At 68.1% G+C, this 20,225-nt stretch carries 20 protein-coding genes and 1 pseudogene; 16 read left to right on the top strand and 5 right to left on the bottom strand.

Annotation, left to right across the window (positions count from 1 at the left end):
- The coding region (locus tag A5659_RS27725) for an FAD-dependent oxidoreductase (RefSeq protein ID WP_156749167.1) at positions 1-140 on the bottom strand (140 nt) is incomplete at its 3' end.
- Between the two features lie 285 nt (positions 141-425).
- On the opposite strand from A5659_RS27725, the gene A5659_RS12620 reads away from it, so the two are divergent.
- Together A5659_RS12620 and A5659_RS12615 are read left to right on the top strand one after the other, a co-directional pair.
- On the top strand, positions 426-2,093 hold the full coding sequence (locus tag A5659_RS12620; protein WP_067181475.1) for a nitrite/sulfite reductase: 1,668 nt from the start codon (positions 426-428) through the stop codon (positions 2,091-2,093).
- 7 nt (positions 2,094-2,100) lie between these two features.
- Positions 2,101-2,817 carry a sirohydrochlorin chelatase gene (locus A5659_RS12615; RefSeq protein ID WP_067181472.1) on the top strand — a complete coding sequence of 239 codons (717 nt, stop codon included), beginning with the start codon at positions 2,101-2,103 and terminating at the stop codon, positions 2,815-2,817.
- On the opposite strand, the gene A5659_RS12610 is transcribed toward A5659_RS12615, so the two are convergent.
- Entirely contained in the window at positions 2,814-3,764 is a 951-nt protein-coding gene (locus tag A5659_RS12610; RefSeq protein WP_066871455.1) for a LysR family transcriptional regulator, read from the bottom strand. The two genes, A5659_RS12615 and A5659_RS12610, sit on opposite strands and share 4 nt — an antisense overlap.
- Positions 3,765-3,928: 164 nt before the next feature.
- On the opposite strand from A5659_RS12610, the gene fdxA reads away from it, so the two are divergent.
- On the top strand, positions 3,929-4,255 hold the full coding sequence (fdxA, locus tag A5659_RS12605; protein ID WP_066871453.1) for a ferredoxin: 327 nt from the start codon (positions 3,929-3,931) through the stop codon (positions 4,253-4,255).
- Between the two features lie 12 nt (positions 4,256-4,267).
- Here the strand turns inward: fdxA and A5659_RS12600 are convergent.
- Positions 4,268-4,625: pseudogene (locus tag A5659_RS12600) on the bottom strand (type II toxin-antitoxin system HicB family antitoxin).
- A 255-nt stretch (positions 4,626-4,880) separates the two neighbouring features.
- Here A5659_RS12600 and A5659_RS12595 point away from each other — a divergent pair.
- Positions 4,881-6,173 (top strand): alpha/beta hydrolase, encoded by a 1,293-nt coding sequence (locus A5659_RS12595; RefSeq protein WP_067181470.1) that lies wholly within the window; start codon positions 4,881-4,883, stop codon positions 6,171-6,173.
- Between the two features lie 3 nt (positions 6,174-6,176).
- On the opposite strand, the gene A5659_RS12590 is transcribed toward A5659_RS12595, so the two are convergent.
- Both A5659_RS12590 and A5659_RS12585 read right to left on the bottom strand, forming a co-directional pair.
- Positions 6,177-6,656 carry a hypothetical protein gene (locus tag A5659_RS12590; RefSeq protein ID WP_067181467.1) on the bottom strand — a complete coding sequence of 160 codons (480 nt, stop codon included), beginning with the start codon at positions 6,654-6,656 and terminating at the stop codon, positions 6,177-6,179.
- Positions 6,657-6,694: 38 nt separating this feature from the next.
- Positions 6,695-7,129: a protease inhibitor I42 family protein gene (locus A5659_RS12585; RefSeq protein WP_066871438.1), complete on the bottom strand. Its 435-nt coding sequence runs from the start codon at positions 7,127-7,129 to the stop codon at positions 6,695-6,697.
- 99 nt (positions 7,130-7,228) lie between these two features.
- Here A5659_RS12585 and A5659_RS12580 point away from each other — a divergent pair, with 99 nt between their 5' ends.
- The 12 genes from A5659_RS12580 (at position 7,229) to A5659_RS12525 (ending at position 20,195) form a co-directional block, all read left to right on the top strand.
- Positions 7,229-8,836, top strand: coding sequence for a Na+/H+ antiporter (locus A5659_RS12580; RefSeq protein ID WP_066871547.1), 1,608 nt, complete (start codon positions 7,229-7,231; stop codon positions 8,834-8,836).
- Positions 8,837-8,869: 33 nt separating this feature from the next.
- On the top strand, positions 8,870-10,051 hold the full coding sequence (locus A5659_RS12575; protein ID WP_067181464.1) for an AAA family ATPase: 1,182 nt from the start codon (positions 8,870-8,872) through the stop codon (positions 10,049-10,051).
- 60 nt (positions 10,052-10,111) lie between these two features.
- On the top strand, positions 10,112-10,744 hold the full coding sequence (locus A5659_RS12570) for a TetR/AcrR family transcriptional regulator (protein ID WP_067181462.1): 633 nt from the start codon (positions 10,112-10,114) through the stop codon (positions 10,742-10,744).
- Entirely contained in the window at positions 10,737-12,260 is a 1,524-nt protein-coding gene (locus A5659_RS12565) for an FAD-dependent monooxygenase (protein WP_067181459.1), read from the top strand. Before A5659_RS12570 ends, A5659_RS12565 begins: the two co-directional genes overlap by 8 nt.
- A 26-nt stretch (positions 12,261-12,286) precedes the next feature.
- On the top strand, positions 12,287-13,969 hold the full coding sequence (gene alsS, locus A5659_RS12560) for an acetolactate synthase AlsS (protein ID WP_067181456.1): 1,683 nt from the start codon (positions 12,287-12,289) through the stop codon (positions 13,967-13,969).
- 5 nt (positions 13,970-13,974) lie between these two features.
- Positions 13,975-14,763: an acetolactate decarboxylase gene (gene budA, locus A5659_RS12555; RefSeq protein WP_067181454.1), complete on the top strand. Its 789-nt coding sequence runs from the start codon at positions 13,975-13,977 to the stop codon at positions 14,761-14,763.
- Between the two features lie 130 nt (positions 14,764-14,893).
- A complete protein-coding gene (locus A5659_RS12550) occupies positions 14,894-16,039 on the top strand; it encodes a glycosyltransferase (protein WP_066871420.1) in 1,146 nt (381 codons plus the stop codon).
- A gap of 85 nt (positions 16,040-16,124) precedes the next feature.
- Positions 16,125-16,979, top strand: a complete 855-nt coding sequence (locus A5659_RS12545) for a sulfurtransferase (protein ID WP_067181451.1) — start codon at positions 16,125-16,127, stop codon at positions 16,977-16,979.
- Positions 16,980-17,283: 304 nt separating this feature from the next.
- Complete coding sequence (locus tag A5659_RS12540; RefSeq protein ID WP_067181449.1) at positions 17,284-18,012, top strand: sulfite exporter TauE/SafE family protein; 729 nt, start codon at positions 17,284-17,286, stop codon at positions 18,010-18,012.
- A 55-nt stretch (positions 18,013-18,067) separates the two neighbouring features.
- Positions 18,068-18,850 carry an SDR family NAD(P)-dependent oxidoreductase gene (locus A5659_RS12535; protein WP_067181447.1) on the top strand — a complete coding sequence of 261 codons (783 nt, stop codon included), beginning with the start codon at positions 18,068-18,070 and terminating at the stop codon, positions 18,848-18,850.
- 55 nt (positions 18,851-18,905) lie between these two features.
- Positions 18,906-19,631 (top strand): hypothetical protein, encoded by a 726-nt coding sequence (locus tag A5659_RS12530; protein ID WP_067181444.1) that lies wholly within the window; start codon positions 18,906-18,908, stop codon positions 19,629-19,631.
- A 45-nt stretch (positions 19,632-19,676) separates the two neighbouring features.
- Positions 19,677-20,195, top strand: a complete 519-nt coding sequence (locus A5659_RS12525; RefSeq protein WP_067181441.1) for a lipoprotein LpqH — start codon at positions 19,677-19,679, stop codon at positions 20,193-20,195.
- Positions 20,196-20,225 lie beyond the last annotated feature (30 nt).

The raw sequence follows: 20,225 nt of genomic DNA, 5'->3' as shown, positions 1-20,225 counted from the left end.
GTCGTCATCAACGCCCCACCAAACGACGTCCCCTCAAACACCACCGGCGCCAACTGCGCCCGCGCCGCATACAACGCCGCGGTATACCCAGCAGGACCCGAACCAATAACGATCACGTCGTGGACGTCGGAGGTGCTCATAAGCGGCCACCCTACTGCGAATCCGGTAAACGCCCGCCCAATCCCGCTGGCCGCCAAGGCAAAGACGTGAAGCAGCGCACACAACGCGCGGTTGTGCCTTCACAACACATGACCTCTACTGACGCCGTCGTAACTGGTGCACCATGGAAATCGCGACCCGTGGGTCCAACGACGAACTTGCGGGTGCCTAAAGACCCAACATCATCGCGATGCCGCGGCCCGACAGCCCATCCTGTGGCCGCATAACCGCAGACAATGCGTCGCCGCGAGGAATGAGAACGCCATATGACCACCGCACGTCCCGTCAAGACACGCAACGACGGTCAGTGGGCCCTGGGCGATCGCGAACCGCTCAACCACGCCGAGCAGTTCAAAAGCGACGACGCGCCGCTGAACGTGCGCGATCGCATCATCAACGTCTACGCCAAAGAGGGCTTCGACAGCATCGCCAAGGACGACCTGCGCGGGCGGTTCCGCTGGATGGGCCTTTACACCCAGCGCGCGCAGGGCTACGACGGCAGCTGGACCGGTGACGAGAACACCGACAAGATCGAAGCCAAGTACTTCATGATGCGGGTCCGCTCCGACGGCAAGGCGATGACCGCGCACACGATGCGCACCCTGGGCCAGATCTCCACCGAATTCGCCCGCGACACCGCCGACATCAGCGACCGGGAAAACCTGCAGCTGCACTGGGTCCGCATCGAGGACGTCCCCGAGATCTGGCGCCGGCTCGAATCCGTGGGGCTGCAGACCACCGAGGCCTGCGGCGACTGCCCGCGTGGCATCCACGGGTCGCCGCTGGCCGGCGACTCGCTCGACGAGATCCTCGACCCCTCGCCCGCGATCGACGAGATCGTCCGCCGCTCGCTGAACAACCCCGAGTACGCCAACCTGCCGCGCAAGTACAAGACCGCGGTGTCCGGTTTGCAGGACGTCTCCCACGAGACCCACGACATCGCGTTCGTCGGCGTCAACCACCCCGAACACGGGCCCGGCCTGGACCTGTGGGTGGGCGGCGGCCTGTCGACCAATCCGATGCTGGCCCAGCGCCTTGGCGCGTGGGTGCCGCTGGACGAGGTCGCCGACGTCTGGGAGGGCGTCACCCAGCTGTTCCGTGACTACGGGTACCGGCGGCTGCGCGCCAAGGCCCGGCTGAAGTTCCTGGTCAAGGACTGGGGCGTGGAGAAGTTCCGCGAAGTTCTCGAACAGGAATACCTCAACCGCCGGCTGATCGACGGGCCGGCGCCCGCGCCGGTCAAGCACACCATCGACCACGTCGGGGTGCAGCGAATCAAGAACGGGCTCAACGCCGTTGGCGTCGCGCCGATCGTCGGGCGGGTGACGGGGAGCACCCTGTCGGCGGTGGCCGACCTGATGGAGAAGGCCGGCTCCGACCGGGCCCGGTGGACGCCCTTCCAGAAGCTGGTCATCCTCGACGTTCCCGACGACAAGGTCGACGAACTGGTCGCCGGCCTGGACGCGCTGGGCCTGCCGTCACGGCCGTCGTCGTGGCGCAAGAACACCATGGCCTGCACCGGAATCGAGTACTGCAAGCTGTCGTTCGCCGAAACCCGGGTGCGCGCACAGACTTTGGTGCCCGAGCTGGAACAGCGCCTGGCCGACGTCGATTCCAGGCTCAACCTGCCGATCAGCGTGCACCTCAACGGGTGCCCCAACTCGTGCGCCCGAATTCAGGTGGCCGACATCGGGTTCAAGGGCCAGTGGATCGACGACGGCGACGGCCATTCGGTCGAGGGCTTCCAGGTGCACCTCGGCGGCGGCCTGGGCGAGCAGAGCGGCTTCGGCCGAAAACTGCGCCAGCACAAGGTCACCAGCGCCGAACTGGGCGACTACATCGACCGGGTCACCCGCAAGTACCTGGACGGCCGCCAGGACGGCGAGACGTTCGCCTCCTGGGCGCTGCGCGCCGACGAGGACGAGCTGCGCTGAGGATTCGATGAACACGCTCGTACTCACCGCGCACGGCAGCCGCGACCCCCGGTCGGGCGCCAACGCCGAAGCCGTGGTCGACCGTCTCTCGCGGATGCGGCCGGACCTCGACGTGCGGCTGGCGTTCCTGGAACTCAACGCCCCGAACTTCGTCGACGTGCTGGCCGGGTTGCCGGGCAGCCGCCGCGCGGTGGTCGCCCCCTTCCTGCTGGCCAGCGCCTATCACGCGCGGTTGGACATTCCCCAGCAGATCGCCGACGCCGGAGCGCACGGCATCCGGCAGGCCGACGTGCTCGGCGAGGACGATCGGCTGGTCTCGGTGCTGCGCGAACGCCTGGCCGAGGCCGGGGTCTCGCCACACGACGACGATCTCGGGGTGATGGTGGTCGCGATCGGCTCGTCGAACCTCGCCGCCAACGCGCGCACCGCGAAGGTGGCGGGCCGGCTGGCCGCCGGGACCCGATGGGCCGCGGCCACAACCGCATTCGCCACCCGGCCCGAGGCGTCGGTGGCCCGCGCCGCCGACCAGTTGCGCCGCCGCGGCGCGCGCCGGCTGGTCATCGCGCCGTGGTTCTTGGCGCCCGGCTTCATCACCGACGGCGTGTCAAAGTTTGCCCGCGACAACGACATTGCGATGGCGGCGCCGCTGGGGTCGCACCGGCTGGTGGCCGAGACGGTGCTGGACCGCTACGACGAGGCGCTGGCCGACGACGCCGCGGCCTAAGCTTTCGCAGCCGCGGTGCGGCTGGTGATGTGGCTGAGCAGGTCGCGGATCGCCCCGGGCGGCGGCGTGCGTCCGCCGATCCAGATGGCCCGAAACTTGCGCCGCAGATCCAACTCCGGGATGTTGATCGCGTATAGCCGGCCGTCCGCCAGGTCGTCGGCGACCGCGAGCCGGCTCATGGTGGCCGGGCCCGCGCCGGCGAGCACGGCGGCGCGCATGGCCGCCGCGGAGGTCAGCTCCAGCACGGGTGTGGCCTGCTGCATGTCCTCGCCGAGCACCTTGCGCAACGCGGCCGTCAGCGAATCGCGGATACCCGAATGGGGTTCCCGGGCCACCAACGGCGTCTGCGCGAGTTCGCGCGCGGTCACCACCCGCGACCGTCGCGCCCACTTGTGATTGGGCGGAACCACGATCACCAGCTCGTCCTCCCCCACCACGCAGCTGCCCAAACCCTTTGGCGTGCCCGGGTTTTCGACGAATCCGAGATCCGCGCTGCCGTCGCGGACCGAGGCGATGGCGTGCTCGCTGTTGGTGGCGGTCAGGATCACCTGAGGCGCGGTGTCGCCGTGCCGCGCCGCCTCGGCCTGCAGGGACAGCAGCCAGTGCGGCATGAGTTGTTCGGAGATGGTCTGGCTGGCCGCCACGCGGATGCGTTCGCGGCCCTCCTTGCGCAGCGAGCCGAGACCCGCGTCGACCTCGTTGGCGACTTCGAGCAGACGGGTCGCCCAGTCCGCGACGATCAGCCCGGCGGGCGTAAGTTGCGAGCCGCGCGTCGTGCGCACGGCCAGCGTCACGCCGATCTGGGCCTCCATGGTGGCGAGCCGGCGGGAAATGGCCTGCTGGGTCAGCCCGAGTTGGCGTGCGGCCCGCCCGAGGCTGCCGGTCTCGGCGATCGCCAGAAACGCCTCGAACGACGCGAGTTCGGGCAGCCGGGGGCTGAGGGGCATGGGCGGCGGCTCACAATCAAATCGTGTGACACAACTATAGCTTGTGACACCACAACGCCGCACCTCTACTCACGTCCGGCACGAGCCGCTAAATTAGCCAGCCTGACCGTGTTTTGACGGCCGCACCCGGCTGACCCCGCTAGCCAGAAGGAAGGACAACCCCCGTGGCCTACGTGATCGCCGAACCCTGTGTGGACATCAAAGACAAGGCGTGCATCGAGGAATGCCCCGTCGACTGCATCTACGAGGGCGCGCGGATGCTCTACATCCACCCCGACGAGTGCGTCGACTGCGGTGCCTGCGAGCCGGTGTGCCCGGTCGAGTCCATCTTCTACGAGGACGACCTGCCCGACGAGCACAGCCAATACCTGCAGATCAACGCCGATTTCTTTACCGAGCTCGGCTCGCCCGGCGGCGCGGCGAAGGTCGGGCTGACCGAGAACGACCCCGCCCCGGTCAAGGAGCTGGAGAGCAGAGCCGAAGCGTCCTAGCCGTCGCGGCCGCTAATCCCAGCCGGAGAGCCCGAACGTGTCGCTGGGCCGCCGGCCCGAAAGCTTCTGCACCACCCACTGGTTCATCGAGACCTGTTGTTCGGCGGCTTCGACCGCGAGGCGGCTGTGCAGCTCCGGGGAGGTCCTGATCACGATCGTGCCGCTGTAGCGGCGGTCCGCCATGGGGGTCGGAACCGTTTCGCCGGTCGACAACATGATTTCGACGTGGGCGGTCGACGGCCGTCTCGATTTCGCCGATGGCCTCTTGCGCGGTCGGCGCTTCGCGCCGCATGAACGGCAATTCGAGACAGGTGCCGACATATTGGCCGTGGTACGGCGACCACGCGACGCGGTAGGTGTAGTGGTTCACGCCGGGTTGGTAGCACGGGTGCTAGCGGTTTCGCGAGTCACTCATCCCCACCCGAAGAGGTGCGCGCGGTGTTGGGGCGAGGCGGCGGGCTGGTGGGTGCGGCACGGCGGGCTGTTGGGTGCGGCACGGCGGGCTGTTGGGTGCGGCACGGCGGGCTGGTGGGTGCGGCACCTCTCCGAGACGACAAAGCCCTTCTCAAATCCGCTAGCAGATGCGCTAGCGAATCCGAGAGTCAGCTACTCGTAAGGTGAGGCCATGCGGACAGCGAGAATCCTCCACGTCATCCGGCACATAGGGGCGGCCGCGGTCACCACCGTCACCGCCGCGTCCACCGTCAACGCCTACCGGCCCTTGGCGCGCGGCGGATTCCCGTCGCTGTACTCCTGGATGTTCGGCCTCGTCGTCACCGAATTACCGCTGCAGACGCTGCTGAGCCAGCTCGCCGGACTGGCGGTGACCGGCCGCCGCATCAACCCGCCGCTGCGCATCATCGCGTGGGTCGTCGCCGGCCTCTCGGCCCTCGGCCTGTTGAACCTCAGCCGCGCGGGCCATCGAGCCAACGTCCCGCTGACCGAGGCGTTGGACGACGGACTGGGGCCCGATCGGCTCACCGAGACGAGGGGTCTGTGGCGCCGGCCCGCCGGCGCCGGCACCGCCAAGACGCCAGGGCTCCTGAGGATGCTGCGGATCTACCGCGACTACGCCCACGACTCCGACATCAGCTACGGCGAATACGGCAGCGCCAACCACCTCGACATCTGGCGCCGTCCCGACCTGGACCCGGCCGGCAAGGCACCGGTGCTCTTCCAGATCCCGGGCGGCGCCTGGACGACGGGAAACAAACGGGGACAAGCGCATCCGTTGATGAGCCACCTCGCCGAGCTGGGCTGGGTCTGCGTGGCGATCAACTACCGGCACAGCCCGCGCAACACCTGGCCCGACCACATCGTCGACGTCAAACGCGCCCTCGCCTGGGTCAAAGAGCACATCGCCGAATACGGCGGCGACCCCGACTTCGTCGTTATCACCGGCGGCTCGGCCGGCGGCCACCTGTCGGCGCTGGCCGCGCTGACGCCCAATGACCCGCAGTTCCAACCGGGTTTCGAAGACGCCGACACCCGGGTGCAGGCGGCCGTGCCGTTCTATGGCATCTACGACTTCACCCGATTCGACAAGACGCTGCACCCGATGATGCCGGGGCTGCTGATCAAGTCGATCATCAAGCAGAAGCCCGACACGCACCTGCAGACGTTTGAAGCCGCGTCACCGGTCAACCACGTCAACCCCGACGCTCCCCCGTTTTTCGTCCTGCACGGGCGCAACGACTCGCTGGCCTACGTCGAGCAGGCCCGCACGCTCGTCGAACAGCTGCGGAAAACCAGTGCCCAACCGGTGGTCTACGCCGAATTGCCATTCACCCAACACGCTTTCGACATCTTCGGCTCGGTCCGCGCCGCGCACACCGCGGTCGCCGTCGAGCAGTTCCTCGCCGAGGTCTATGCGGCGCACCTGCGCGCCGATGTGCTTGCGGCGCCGGAGGTTTCGTAGGGGTCAGGCCTTGGGACGCACGCCGGCCGCCCGGTACACGAACACCGGGTCCACCGGCACTCGCAGCGCCGTCCGGGGCAGGGCTTCGAGCACCTCGTCGGGAATCTTCTTCTTGTAGTTGAGCCGCATCGAGCCGCTGAAGGCCGGGTCGACGCCGCGGAGATCGATGTCGATCCCGAGGCCCTTGTTGGTGATGGTGGCCCGCGCCGGACCCTTGTCGGTATCCCAGGGGCAGTCGATGGAGCGCAGGTTGGCGTCACCGCGGGCCGGCAAGGTGGCGACGATCCGCGCGGCGCTGAACGCGAACCCGCCCGTATAGCGGGAGACCCCGGAGGCCGAATACACCCCGGGCACGTGGCCACTGAAGTGCCGGACCACCCCGACCCGTCCCGCGCTGAAGGTGATCCCCTCGGCTTCGAGTTCCTCGCGCAACGGCGCGGGCAGCTGGCCGATTTGGGTCAGGTTGCGAAGAAATCCGAACACGACCAGACCGTAGCCCGACGACCGATGAGCCCGCAGCCTTATTGCACGGTGACGGTCAGCGTGTAGGTGCACGCGGGCTTGGCGTCCTTGCCCACAAAGCTGGTGTAGGCCGTGCTGACCGTGGTGGTCCCCGGTTTCAGCGCGCTGAACGTCCACACCTCGGTGCCCGGCGCCCCCAGGGCGTCCGAGGCCGGCTGCTCGAACTCGTGACTGAGCTGCTTGATGACCGACGAGTCGCCGATCCTGGTGTCGGGGTTCCACCGGTAGGGCGTGGTGTAGTTGGAACCCAGCTGCACGATCAGGGTGTTGCCGACGGCGAGGGTGACGGTCTGGGTGATCTCGCTCTGCGTCAGCACGTCGGTCATGGGCACCTGGAGCGTTTTGGTCGACGGCGGGTTCCTGGAGGCGAAGTGGCAGCCCACCACCGTCGACAACATGAGCGCGGCGACTGTCACCAGCAGCCTGACCTTCACCAGATCCCCCTTCGGTGTCGCTCCGGAGCCTAATAGGTCTGATCCAGACCGAAGATAGGCGACGAGGACGCCATGCGTGGCGTCCGGCAGGATGGGCTGGTGTTTGGCCTCGAACTGATCGTTGCCCTGGTGTCCACCGTCATCGTGGGGACGGTCATCGGACGGCGCTACCGCGTCGGCCCCCCGGTGTTGCTCATCTTCCTGGGCGTCCTGGTGGGCCTGATCCCCCATTTCGCGCACATCCATGTCAACGGCGAGATCGTGTTGTTGCTGTTTCTTCCCGCGATCCTGTACTGGGAGGGCCTCAACACCAGCTTCCGCGAGATCCGGGCCAACGCGCGCATCATCGTCTTCCTCAGCGTCGTCCTGGTGATCGCCACCGCGGTCGCGGTGTCGTGGACGGCACGGGCGCTGGGCATGAACCCGCACGCGGCCGGCGTCTTGGGCGCGGTCTTGTCGCCCACCGACGCGGCCGCGGTGGCCGGTCTGGCCAAGAAGCTGCCGCGCCGATCGCTGACGGTGCTCAAGGCCGAGAGTCTGATCAACGACGGCACCGCCCTGGTCCTGTTCGCCGTCAGCGTCAACGTCGCGATCGGCGGGGCCTCGATCACCCCGCCCGAGGTGACCGTCCGGTTCATCGTTTCTTACCTCGGCGGCATCGCCGCCGGCCTGCTGGTCGGTGGCGCGGTGACGCTGCTGCGCAAGCGAATCGACGCACCGCAGGAGGAAGGGGCTTTGAGCCTGGTGACGCCGTTCGCGGCCTTCCTGCTTGCTCAGTCGTTGGACTGCAGCGGCGTGGTCGCGGTGATGGTGTCAGCCCTGGTCCTCGCCTACGCCAGCCCGCTGGTGATCCGGGCCCGCTCCAGGCTGCAGTCCTTCGCCTTCTGGGACATCGCGACATTCCTGCTCAACGGCTCGTTGTGGGTGTTCGTCGGCGTCCAGATCCCGGGTGCGCTGCGCGGCATCGTGGGCGTCGACGGCGGAGTTCGCCACGCCTTGTTCGTGGCGTTGGTGATCACCGGCGTGGTCATCGTGTCTCGCATCTTCTGGGGAGAAATCACCACGCTGCTGATCCGGCTCATCGACCGCCGCGAGGTGCAACGCGAACGTCGGGTCACCTGGCGGCAACGCTTCGTCACCGTCTGGGCGGGATTCCGGGGCGCCGTCTCGCTGGCCGCGGCGGTGGCCGTGCCGGTAACGACGCTGAGCGGCGCGCCGTTCCCGGACCGCAGCCTGCTGATCTTCATCGTCACCGTCGTCATATTGGTGACTGTGTTGGTGCAGGGCAGTACGCTGCCCGCCGTCGTCCGCTGGGCGAACATGCCCGAGGACGCCACCCACGCCGAGGAGCTGCAACTGGCGCGTTGTCGGGGCACGCAGGCCGCCCTGGCCGCCCTGCCCACGGTCGCCGACGAGGTCGGCCTCAGCGACGAACTGCGGCGGCGGCTGCAGAAGGAATACGAGGAAAAGGCCGCGTTGGTCCTGGCGACCGAAAACGGTTCGCCGGACACCCGCATCCTCAAGGGTCGTGAGAAGGTCCGCCGGGTGCGGCTGGGCGTGCTCGAACACAAGCGCCGGGAGATCACCGCGCTGCGCAACCAGAACCTGATCGACGACATCGTATTGCGCGAGTTGCAGAACGAGATGGATCTCGAGGAAGTGCAGCTTCTCGCCGCCGCGGTCGACGACGGCGACGAGGAGGAGTAGGGCCCGTCGGTGCCCGACCGTACAGTCGGGCCCATGCTGCACACCGTCGCGATCCGCGGGTATCGCTCGCTGCGCGAGGTGATCCTGCCGCTGGGCCGGCTGTCGGTGATCACCGGTGCCAACGGCACCGGCAAGTCGTCGCTGTATCGCGCGCTGCGGCTGCTGGCCGATTGCGGCCGCGGCGAGGTGATCGGGTCGCTGGCCCGCGAGGGCGGGTTGCAATCGGTGCTGTGGGCCGGCCCCGAGCAGCCGGCCGGCGCGCGACGCTCCGGGAAAACCGAGGGCACCGTGCGCACCCGGCCCGTGTCCCTCGAAATGGGTTTCGCCGCAGACGATTTCGGCTACCTGGTGGATCTGGGCCTGCCGCAGTCTGCCGGGGAGTCGGTGTTCGCCCGCGATCCGGAGATCAAACGCGAGGTGCTGTTCGCCGGTCCGGTGCTGCGGCCCAGCACGACGCTGGTGCGACGATCGCGCGTCTTCGCCGAGGCCAGCGCGGATTCCGGCGGCGGTTTCGACGAGTTGTCCCGGACCCTGCCGTCGTATCACAGCGTGCTCGCCGAGTACGCCCACCCGCACGCGCTACCCGAGCTGGCGGCCGTGCGAGAACGATTGCGCGGCTGGCGGTTCTACGACGGCTTTCGGGTGGACGCGGGGGCGCCCGCGCGCCACCCGCAGGTGGGCACCCGCACCCCGGTGCTCGCCGACGACGGCAGCGACCTCGCGGCCGCGATCCAGACGATCCTCGAATCGGGGTTCGACGACCTGACCCGGGCGGTCGCCGAGGCGTTCGACGGCGCCACCGTCTCGGTGGCCATCCATGATGGGTTGTTCGACCTCCAGCTGCGTCAGCGCGGCATGCTGCGCGCACTGCGCGCGGCCGAGTTATCCGATGGCACACTGCGTTTCCTGCTGTGGGCCGCCGCGCTGTTGAGCCCGCAACCGCCGTCGCTGATGGTGCTCAACGAGCCCGAGACCTCGCTGCACCCCGACCTGGTGGCACCGCTGGCCTCGCTGATCCGCACCACCGCCGCGAAGACCCAGGTCGTGGTGGTCACCCACTCCCGCACGCTGCTGGAATTCTTGGGCACAAGTCCGCTGGGCGAGGGCTCCGACGGCGAGGCCGTCGAAATCGAGCTGTACAAGGACTGGGGCGAAACACGCATCAGCGGCCAGACTCTGATCACCACGCCCCGGTGGGACTGGGGCACGCGCTAGGCGAAAATTGCCCACTAGGCAATCTTGCCCACCAGGCAAGTTCGGCGTACGCTGGGCGCTATGAGCGGGCTCCGGGAGCGCAAGAAGGCCGACACCCGGCGCGCGCTCAGTGACGCCGCGTTGCGGCTGGCTTTCGAGCGCGGCCTGGAAAACGTGACGCGCGAGGACGTCGCCAACATGGCGGGCGTCTCACTGCGCACGTTCAACAACTACTTCAGCGGCAAATACGAGGCGCTGGCCTACCGGCAGGCCGAACGCGTGCGTCGCAGCGTCGATGCGCTGCGGCAGCGGCCCGCCGACGAACCGCTCTGGACCGCGCTCACCCATGCCGTGCTGGAACCCCTGGAGGCCGACTTCGGCGATGTGCACGGTGACGAGAACCGCGTCCCCAGCCGCCAAGAGCTCGTCGAGGTCCGCAAGCTCGTCATGCATCCGCAAGTGCGGAATTCGGTGCCGCACAACCTCTTCGACGAGTTACTCAACGTCATCGCCGAACGCACGGGGACCGACCCCGATCACGACCTGTACCCACGGTTGGTGATGGCCGTGGTACGGGCGGTCGGCGATGCCGCCGCCGACGCCTACGTGCGGGCCGATCCGCCGGTGGCCATCACCGCCCTGATCCGCGAGGGCTTCGCCGCCGTCAGCGCCGGACTACCCGAACCCACCAGAAAGAAGGCACGCCATGGCTGACGAACACGCCGACGTCGTCATCGCCGGCGCCGGGCCCAACGGGCTGCTGGTGGCCTGCGAATTGGCGCTGGCCGGCATCAGGCCCGTCGTGTTGGACGCCCTGCCCGGTCCCAGCTCCGAACCGAAGGCGAACGGCCTTGTCGGCCAAGTGGTTCGGATGCTCGACTTGCGCGGCCTATACCGGGAGTTCACCGGTGACCCTAATCCCCCGCAACCGGTCTACGGGTGGATCTTCGCGGCCATGACGCTGAACTTCTCCCAAGTGCCCGATAACCCGATGTACGCGTTGCCCATCCAACAGCCCCGGGTGGTGCGGCTGCTGGAGAAGCGGGCGCGGGACCTCGGAGTGGACATCCGCTGGGCGCACCAACTCACCGGCCTGCGGCAGGAAGCGGATTCCGTTGCGGTGACCGTGTCCTCGCCGGAGCGCGAGTATCGCTTCGACGCCGGTTATCTGGTGGGCGCCGACGGTGGGCGCAGCCTGGTCCGCAAGACCTTGGGCATCGGGTTTCCCGGGTACACATCGCAGACCGTCGGGCGGCTGGCCCACGTGCACATCCCCGACGGACTCCGCCGCGCCGACGGCGGCATCGAAGTTCCCGGGTTCGGCCGGATTGCGTTCGGTCACACACGATTGGATTGCGGCGGGCTGATCTATGCCGAGTTCGAACCGGGCCGCTCGCTGTTCGGCACCATCGAGTTCGGGCCGCCGGTGGAGGACAAACCGATGAGCCTGGCCGAACTGCGCGAGAGCGCGCGTCGCGTCCTCGGCGTGGATCTGCCGTTCGAGGAACCGAAAGGCCCGGGGCCGCACGCGCTGCGCCGGATCAACGGGCAGAACACACGCCACGCGGAGCGCTACCGCGACAAGCGCGTTCTGCTGCTCGGCGATGCCGCCCATGTGCACAGCGCCATGGGCGGGCCGGGCCTGAACCTTGGCCTGCAGGACGCGATGAACCTGGGCTGGAAGCTGGCGGCCGAGCTCATGGGAACGGCGCCGGCCGGACTGCTCGACACCTACCAGTCCGAGCGCCACCCCGTGGGTCAGCGCGTCATGATGCACTCGATGTCGCAGACCGCCCTCATGGCGCCGGGGCCCGAAGTCGCTGCGCTACGAACGCTCATGGGCGAACTGTTCGCCCTTCCCGACGTCGCCCGGCACATGGCGAAACTGCTGGCCGGCAACGATGTTCGGTACGACGTAGCTGACGACCATAGACTGTCGGGCTGCCTGGTGCCGGACCTGACGCTCGATGACGGCCGGCGCGTGGCCGAGCTGCTGCACGACGCCCGCCCGGTGCTGCTCGACCTCGACGGCGCCGTCGCGGACACGGCAAGTGGCTGGACCGATCGTGTCGACACCGTCACCGCGAGCATCGCCGAGCGGCCCGCCGCGGCGCTGCTGATCCGGCCGGACGGCTATGTCGCGTGGGCGGCCGACGAATTCGGGCCGGCCGACGAGGCGGCCCTACGCGCGGCGCTGCAGCGCTGGTTCGGGCCGCCGACGAGCGCATAGCGGCGCCAGCGGCCAGACTGGGCAACATGGCGTCCACAAAACAGGGTGAGCCCGTGCGCAGCGCCCAAAAGATCGTCGACGTCTTATCGGCGCAGGGCGTGCAGTACGTATTCGGTGTGCCCGGCGCCAAGATCGACGCCGTGTACGACGCCCTGGTGGACGGTGGACCGCAGCTCGTGGTGTGCCGCCATGAACAAAACGCGGCGTTCATGGCCGCGGCGACCGGGCGGCTCACCGGCATCCCTGGCGTCGTACTGGTGACGTCCGGGCCCGGCACCGCCAACCTGGCCACCGGTTTGCTGACCGCCAACACCGAACAGGACTCGGTGGTCGCGCTATGCGGCGCGGTGCGCCGGGAAGACCGGCTCAAGCGGACGCATCAGTCGATGGACGCCGCCGCATTGCTCAAGACGGTGACCAAGTTCACCGGAGAGGTCAACGACCCCAACGATGTCGCCGAGGCCACCGTCACCGCCTTTCGCGCCGCGGTCGCCGAGCCGCGCGGAGCGGCCGCCGTCGTGCTGCCCGCCGACGTGTTGGCCGCACCCACCACAGCGGGCATCACCCGCCGCCTTCCGATCCCCGAGTTGGCGGCGGCCCCGGCGTCCGCTATCCGCAGGGCCACCGAGGTGATCCGGGCCGCGCGCCGCCCCGCGCTTCTCGTCGGTAGCCGCGGCGCGGATCCGGACAGCTGCCTGGCGCTGCGCGCCCTGATCGCCACGACGGGTCTGCCGGTGGTGGAGACGTTTCAGGCCGCTGGGGTGGTGTCACGATCGCTGGAAGACAACTTCTTGGGCCGGGTCGGTCTGTTCCGCAACCAGCCCGGCGATGTCATCGTCGGTCAAGCCGACGTCCTGGTCACTGTCGGCTACGACGCCGTCGAATATGACCCGGCACTGTGGAACAGCGACGTCGACCGCACCGTGGTGCACATCGACTCGATTCCGGCCGGGATCGACAACAGCTATCAGCCGACGAACGAGTTGCTGGGCGACATCGCTGCCACTCTCGCCGCCTTGACGGACACACTCACCGACCTCACCCTCGCGAACGAATATCAAGACGAGATCGACGTGCTGCGAAAACGCTTGTCGCACATCGATATCACCGCGGGCTCTCGAAAGCCGGAGGGGGCCGGCCTCAATCCGGTCGCCGTTGTGCTGCGGTTGCGCGAGGAACTGGGCGACGACGCCACCATCGCCTGCGACATCGGCTCGGTCTACATTTACATGGCCCGCCACTTCCGCGTATACGAGCCGCGCCGACTGCTGTTCTCCAATGGGCAGCAGACCCTTGGGGTTGCTCTGCCCTGGGCGATGGCCGCGTGCCTGGCGCGGCCCGGTACGCCGGTCGTGTCCGTCTCCGGGGACGGCGGGTTTCTGTTCTCCAGCCAGGAGCTCGAGACCGCAACCCGGCTAGGTTTGTCGTTCACTCACATCGTCTTTCGCGACAACACCTACGACATGGTGGGCTTTCAGGAAGCCCTCAAATACGGCCGCAGGTCCGGGATCCAGCTCGGCGACTACGACATCGTTTCCTACGCAGCGGCTTTCGGCGCCAATGGGTATCGGGTGACCAGCCTGGACGAGTTCAGCGCCACGTTACGCCAGGCGTTGGCCGAGGACGGACCCTCGCTGATAGACGTTCCGGTGGATTACAGCCACAACGTCGACCTGGCCGAACAATTACACGACGACCCGTTCGAGTAGGGATCATGGACAAGCATTCCGGCGCGTACGAGCGATTCCGCAACTGGGCGACAGGGCTTCTCGCGCATCAAGACGCCGACAACGAGGTCTATCAGTTCTCCACGATCAGCGCATTGCTCGAGGGTGTATACGACGGCGACGTCACCGTGGCCGATCTGCTGCGGCACGGTGACTTCGGCCTGGGCACCTTCAACCATCTCGACGGCGAGATGGTGGTGCTGGACGGGGTGTGCTATCGGCTGCGTGCGGACGGATCCGCGAGTCGGGCGGCGGCGACCGACCGCACACCGTTCGCGGCGGTCACCAGGTTTCACACCGACTTCGAGATCGCAATCCAAACCCTCACCCGCCGAATGGATTTGACGAGTGAGATCGACCGCCAGATCGAAAGCCCCAACCTGATCTACGCCATCCGGGTCGACGGGCAGTTCCGCGAACTGCACACCCGCACCGTGATGGCGCAGCAGCCGCCCTATCCCCCGTTGACCCAGGCCACCGAAGAGCAGTCCGAGACCGTCTTCACCGACGTGTCGGGCACCGTGGTCGGATTCCGCACTCCCGACTTCGAACAGGGCATCTCCGTGGCCGGCTACCACCTGCACTTCCTCAACAACGAACGCAGCGCCAGCGGCCACATCCTCGACTTCACTCTCGATCGCGGCACCGTGGCGATCAGCGGGGCATCACAGCTGCATCTGAGCCTGCCCCGGTCCGGTGCGTTCCTCGACGCACAGCTGTCGGGCGCCGACCTCGCCGAGCGGATCAGCAAAGCCGAAGGCCCTAAAGGCGACTGACCCGAACGCGGCCGTCAGCATGCCGATTGCGGACGACGCGGACAACCGTGCAAGCGAAGTTCACGCAGTGTTAAGGCACCCGTCGGTCCCGTATTGATGAGTGCACACGCGCACCGCGTGTCCTCACGTTATGCGCGTTGTACAGGTCGCCAATTTCTATGGCCCTCGCTCCGGCGGCCTCCGCACCGCGATCGACCGGTTGGGCGCGGAATATTGCGCCAGCGGCCACGAGGTGTTCTTGATCGTTCCCGGTCAATGCGCCGAGCGCGCCCAGCTGTACACCGGCGTGGTGCGAATCACGTTGCCGGCTCGCCTGATTCCTTTCACCGGCGGCTATCGGGCGGTGCTGCCGGGACGGGTGAAGGCGCTACTGGCAGCCCTGCGACCCGACGCATTGGAGGTTTCGGACCGCCTCACCCTGCGGTCGCTCGGCCGGTGGGGACGCGATCACGGCGCCACGACGGTGATGATCTCTCATGAGCGCTTGGATCGCCTTGTCGGACAGGTTCTTCCGCGGAGAGCCGCGCAGAAGTTCGCCGACATCGCCAACGCGCGCACCGCGGCGAACTACGACACCGTGGTGTGCACCACCGGTTTCGCCCGCGAGGAATTCGACCGGATCGGCGCCGACAACACCGTTACCGTCCCGCTCGGTGTGGACCTGCAGACGTTTCATCCGCGCCGCCACTCCTATCTGGTGCGCGAACGGTGGGCCGCACCGACGCAGCTGTTGCTGGTGCACTGCGGGCGGCTGTCGGTGGAAAAGCGGGTCGACCGCAGCATCGATGCACTCGGTGCGCTGCGCCACGCCGGTATCGACGCGCGGCTGGTGGTCGTCGGCGAGGGGCCGTTGCGGTCCAGGCTGGAGCGACAGGCCGCGCGCCTGCCGATCGACTTCACCGGTTTCGTCTCCGATCGCACCGCGGTGGCGCAGTTGTTGGCCTCGGCCGATGTGACGCTGGCGCCGGGGCCGCACGAGACGTTCGGGCTGGCCGCGTTGGAGTCGCTGGCGTGCGGAACGCCCGCCGTGGTTTCGCGAACGTCGGCGCTTACGGAGATCATCACGCCGGACAGCGGGGCGTCGGCCGACAATGACCCGGCCGCCATCGCAAAAGCGGTCAGCGCCATCGCCAGTCGGCCCGAGCGGGAGCGACGCATCTCCGCGCGACGCCGCGCCGAGGACTTCACCTGGCACCGCGCCGCGGCCGGCATGCTGGCGTCGCTCGGCGCACCGGCCTTCGACGACCCGACCGGTCGTTCCGAACAGACCGCGTAGCGTTTCAGAAGTCGGAGGCCGCCCAGGTCCCCCGGTATGCCCGGGGCGCTGGCTAGGCTCGCTGGAGACCGATGAGGAGGATCCGGTGGGAGCACGCACTCAGGTATTGATCACCGCCGCCGAGTTAGCGGACATCATTTCCGCAGGCGACCCGGTGACCATCCTGGACGTGCGCTGGCGGGTCGACGCTCCCGACGGGCGGGCGGCCTACCTGGACGGGCACATTCCGGGCGCGGTGTACGTCTCGCTCGACGACGAGCTCAGCGACCACACGGTGTTCGGCCGAGGCCGTCACCCACTGCCGTCTGGTCGTGCCCTGGAGGCCGCCGCGCGCCGCTGGGGGATTCGGCAGGGCGGCCTGGTGGTGGTCTACGACGACTGGAATCGCGCCGGTTCCGCGCGGGCCTGGTGGGTGCTCACCGCGGCCGGCATCGACAACGTCCGCATTCTGGACGGCGGCCTGGCCGCGTGGCGCTCGGCCGGGCAACGCCTCGAGACCGGGCCGGTCGATCCGGCGCCCGGGAATGTAACTGTGCCCCAAGATGATCTGTATGCCGGAGCCCGCCCCACGCTGATGGCCGAGCGGGTCGCCGAAGGCACCGTGACGCTGCTTGATGCGCGCGCACCGGAGCGCTACCGCGGCGACGTGGAGCCCCTCGATCTGGTCGCCGGCCACATTCCCGGCGCGAAGAATCTGCCCAGCACGTCGGTCCTCGCCGCCGATGGCACTTTCCTCGACGACGACGCACTCGCACAACTGTTGTCCGATCGCGCAATCGAGCGTCACGACGCGGTGGCCGCCTACTGCGGGTCGGGCGTCACCGCGGCGGTCACCATCGCCGCGCTGGCCGCGGCAGGCCGGGAGGCTGCGTTGTATCCGGGGTCGTGGTCGGAGTGGAGCTCGGATCCTGACAGGCCGGTGGAACGCGGCGACTCGTAGCCGCGTCTGGTCGTGCGCGCCGACCGACCATAGGGCGGTTCTGGAACGCGCTAGCACGGGCGCTAGCGGAATTGAGAAACACCTAATGGTCGAAGTACTCGTTCACCCGAGCGGCCTCACCTGCGACGGACGCTGCGGGCATTGATCTTTGGTAGCCTGTGCTCGATAGCGCCTAGGGTTCCGACTTTCGAGTGCCTGGTCCGAGCGGCGCCACCGCGCCCCCGGATGGGACGCGGTCATCTGAACGGACAAAAGCCTGGAGGACCCCGGCCGGCGCGCCGCGCGCCGCCGAGAAGGTCCTTTCATGCTGGCGCTTTTCGTTCTCTTTCTCATCGCCCTGGCCGCCGGTGCGCTCGGTGGACTGGTAGGCACCGGATCGTCGCTGGTGCTGCTGCCCGCCCTCGTCATGATGTACGGCCCGCGAATCGCCGTGCCCGTCATGGGCATTGCGGCGGTCATGGCCAACGTCGCCCGAGTTGCCGCCTGGTGGCGGCAGATTCGATGGCGACCGGTGCTCGCGTATGCGCTGCCCGGAACTCCGGCCGCCGTGCTCGGCGCCAACACCTTGCTGAGCATCCCGCAGGCGGTGGTCGACGGGCTGCTCGGCGTGTTTTTCCTCGCGATGATTCCGGTGCGCAGGGTCGCGGCGGCTCGGCAATGGCGGGTGCGGCTGCGCCACCTGGCCATCGCCGGCGCCGTCGTCGGCTTCCTCACCGGTATGGTCCTGTCCACGGGGCCGCTGAGCGTTCCCATCTTCACCGGTTACGGGCTCACCGGCGGCGCCTTTGTCGGGTCCGAGGCCGCCAGCGCCCTGGTGCTCTACGCCGGCAAGATCAGCACCTTCGGTCAGTTGGGCGCGCTCAACCTCGCCGTCGTAGCCCGTGGACTGGTCATCGGCGCCGCCTTGATGATCGGACCCTTCGTCACGCGTTCCATCGTGCGCCGGGCCCATCCCCGTCATTACGCGATGCTGATCGACCTGGTGCTCGTCGTCGCCGCCGTCGGCATGTTCATCGCGACGGCGACCTGCTGAATCACCTGGGCGCTAGAATCTGCCCTGGCATGAATCCGCTTGGTAAGTCCACGCAATGACCGGCCGGCTCGACGGCAAGGTCGCGATCATCACTGGTGCCAGCACCGGCCTGGGCCCGGTGCTGGGCTCGCTGTTCGTCCGTGAAAGCGCCAAGGTATTGCTGGCCGCCCGACGTGAAGAGCTGGTCCACGCCGCCGCCCGTGCGGCCGGCCCCGGTGCCATCGCCATGCGCGCCGACGTGACCGATGAGAATGACGTCGCGGCCATGGTGGCGCGGGCGGTCGACGAGTTCGGCCACGTCGACATCCTGTGCAACAACGCCGCCGCGCCCGGCCAGGACCGCTGGATCTGGGAGCAGACGCTGGACAACTGGAACGCCACCTTCGCCATCGACGTCACCGCCGCGATGCTGTGCACCCGCGAGGTCCTCAACCGCTCGATGCTGCAGCGCCGCAGCGGCGCGATCCTGAACTTCTCGTCCACGGTCAGTTATTCCGGCATGGCCCGCAAAACGCACTATGTCACCGCCAAGGCGTCCCTGCGCGCGTTCACCAAGGCCGTCGCGCTCGAGGTCGGCCCGCACGGCATCCGGTGCAATTGCATCGTCCCCGGGGCCATCGACACCGAGCTGTGGCGCAACTGGTTGCAACGCACCGCGACCGAGCAAGGCGTCGACGTCGACACGGTTCGCGCGAAGCAACTCAAAGGCGTTGCCTTGCAGGAGATCTCCTCGCCCGATGACGTCGCCAACCTGGCGTTGTTCCTCGCCAGCGACGACAGCCGCACCATCACGGGCCAATCGATCCCTGTCGACGCCGGAGGGTACATGCAGGGATGAGCGGGCCCGCCAAACTGTCGGTCGAACTGCATCCGCCCGCCGGACGCTCCACGTGATGCGGGTCAGGGCAGGCATATTCAGCCTCACCGCCGCGGCACCGGCCGACGACGACAGTTATCTGCGTTGGCACCTGCTGGACCATATGCCCGAGCAATACCAGCTGCCCGGCATCGTGCACGGGTTGCGCTGGATCGCCGACGGCGACTACCCCGACCACCGCCTCGCGTCCGAGGGACCTCTGGGCGAGATCGGCAACGCGGTGCAGTATCTCGTCACCGACCCCGTCGAGAAGACCTTCGACGACTTCGTGACCCTCGGACGCACCCTGCGCGACAACGGCCGCTTCCCCGTCGTCAGGCCATCCCTGCAAGTGGCCGGGCTGCGGCTGCTGCAGTGGCGATCCTCGCCACACGCGCTCGTTTCGCCCGAGGTGGTGCCGTTTCGCCCGCACCGCGGCGTCGTGCTGATCGTTGAGGAACCCACCGACGGCCGGGCGGACGACTGGCTGCAGTGGTTGCATGCCGAGCACTATCCGGCGCTGCTGGCGACGCCGGGCACGGCCGGCGCGTGGACGTTCGGTTCCAGCGCCGGCTGGAGCCACCTGCCCCGGGGCTGGCGAACCGATCACCAGTACATCACCGTGATCTACCTCGACCAGGATCCGCTGACCACGACCGGGGCGTTGGCCCCGATCATCGAAGAGCGTTGGCGTTCAACGGCGGTGCGGCCGGTGTTCGCCGGGCCGCTGCGCAGCATGATCAGCTGGGACGCCTGGCCGTAACGAACAGGCTTTATAGTCCTCTTGAGCGTCTAGCGGAGGACACGGATGACGAATCGGAACAATCGGCGGTGCGTCGCGCACACGGCTGTCGCCCTCGGCCTGGTGGCGTTGGCGGCCGGCCTGCCGGCGTGCTCATCCAAGGGGGATCACCCGGCCGCCGCCCCGAGTTCGGGCCCGGCGTTGGCGAGCACCACCGTCATGATCGACGGGAACAAGCACACGATGATCGCCGCCGTGGACTGCACCCGGTCGGCGGCCCAACCGAGTGCGTCTCCCCCGGAATCGGGCGACCTGACCACCCGGATCAGCGTGCACGACGATGCCGCATCGGTGTCGCTGGCCGTGTCCGACGAGCAACCACCCACCGTCGACGGCTTCGCCATTTCGCTCAAGTTGGACAACGGCCAGTACCAATTGCCTTACCAGGGAACGAAATCGCCGACTCAGGTGCAAGCGACCAAGGACGGCAAGAGTTATACGGTGACCGGGACCGGCCAGGCGACCACACCCGGCCAAAGTGGTTTGCGGGACGTCACCTTCGGCATTCACGTGACGTGCCCGTAGGCAGATAGTTGTCTGCCACGACGGCCTCTG

It is taken from the genome of Mycobacterium sp. 1165196.3 (assembly GCF_001673415.1).
In the GTDB taxonomy this organism is placed as follows: Bacteria; Actinomycetota; Actinomycetes; order Mycobacteriales; family Mycobacteriaceae; genus Mycobacterium; species Mycobacterium europaeum_A.
Note: the sequence above shows the minus strand (reverse complement) of the source record. Positions and strands in the feature narration are given on the sequence as shown.

Bases quoted from the DNA above. Each gene is read 5' to 3' on its own strand.
- A5659_RS12550 (WP_066871420.1), top strand. From the start codon at position 14,894: ATGCGCGTTGTACAGGTCGCCAATTTCTATGGCCCTCGCTCCGGCGGC.
- A5659_RS12620 (WP_067181475.1), top strand. From the start codon at position 426: ATGACCACCGCACGTCCCGTCAAGACACGCAACGACGGTCAGTGGGCC.
- alsS (WP_067181456.1), top strand. From the start codon at position 12,287: ATGGCGTCCACAAAACAGGGTGAGCCCGTGCGCAGCGCCCAAAAGATC.
- A5659_RS12565 (WP_067181459.1), top strand. From the start codon at position 10,737: ATGGCTGACGAACACGCCGACGTCGTCATCGCCGGCGCCGGGCCCAAC.
- A5659_RS12575 (WP_067181464.1), top strand. From the start codon at position 8,870: ATGCTGCACACCGTCGCGATCCGCGGGTATCGCTCGCTGCGCGAGGTG.
- A5659_RS12530 (WP_067181444.1), top strand. From the start codon at position 18,906: ATGCGGGTCAGGGCAGGCATATTCAGCCTCACCGCCGCGGCACCGGCC.
- A5659_RS12610 (WP_066871455.1), bottom strand. From the start codon at position 3,764: ATGCCCCTCAGCCCCCGGCTGCCCGAACTCGCGTCGTTCGAGGCGTTT.
- A5659_RS12595 (WP_067181470.1), top strand. From the start codon at position 4,881: ATGCGGACAGCGAGAATCCTCCACGTCATCCGGCACATAGGGGCGGCC.
- A5659_RS12570 (WP_067181462.1), top strand. From the start codon at position 10,112: ATGAGCGGGCTCCGGGAGCGCAAGAAGGCCGACACCCGGCGCGCGCTC.
- A5659_RS12535 (WP_067181447.1), top strand. From the start codon at position 18,068: ATGACCGGCCGGCTCGACGGCAAGGTCGCGATCATCACTGGTGCCAGC.
- A5659_RS12525 (WP_067181441.1), top strand. From the start codon at position 19,677: ATGACGAATCGGAACAATCGGCGGTGCGTCGCGCACACGGCTGTCGCC.
- budA (WP_067181454.1), top strand. From the start codon at position 13,975: ATGGACAAGCATTCCGGCGCGTACGAGCGATTCCGCAACTGGGCGACA.
- A5659_RS12615 (WP_067181472.1), top strand. From the start codon at position 2,101: ATGAACACGCTCGTACTCACCGCGCACGGCAGCCGCGACCCCCGGTCG.
- A5659_RS12540 (WP_067181449.1), top strand. From the start codon at position 17,284: ATGCTGGCGCTTTTCGTTCTCTTTCTCATCGCCCTGGCCGCCGGTGCG.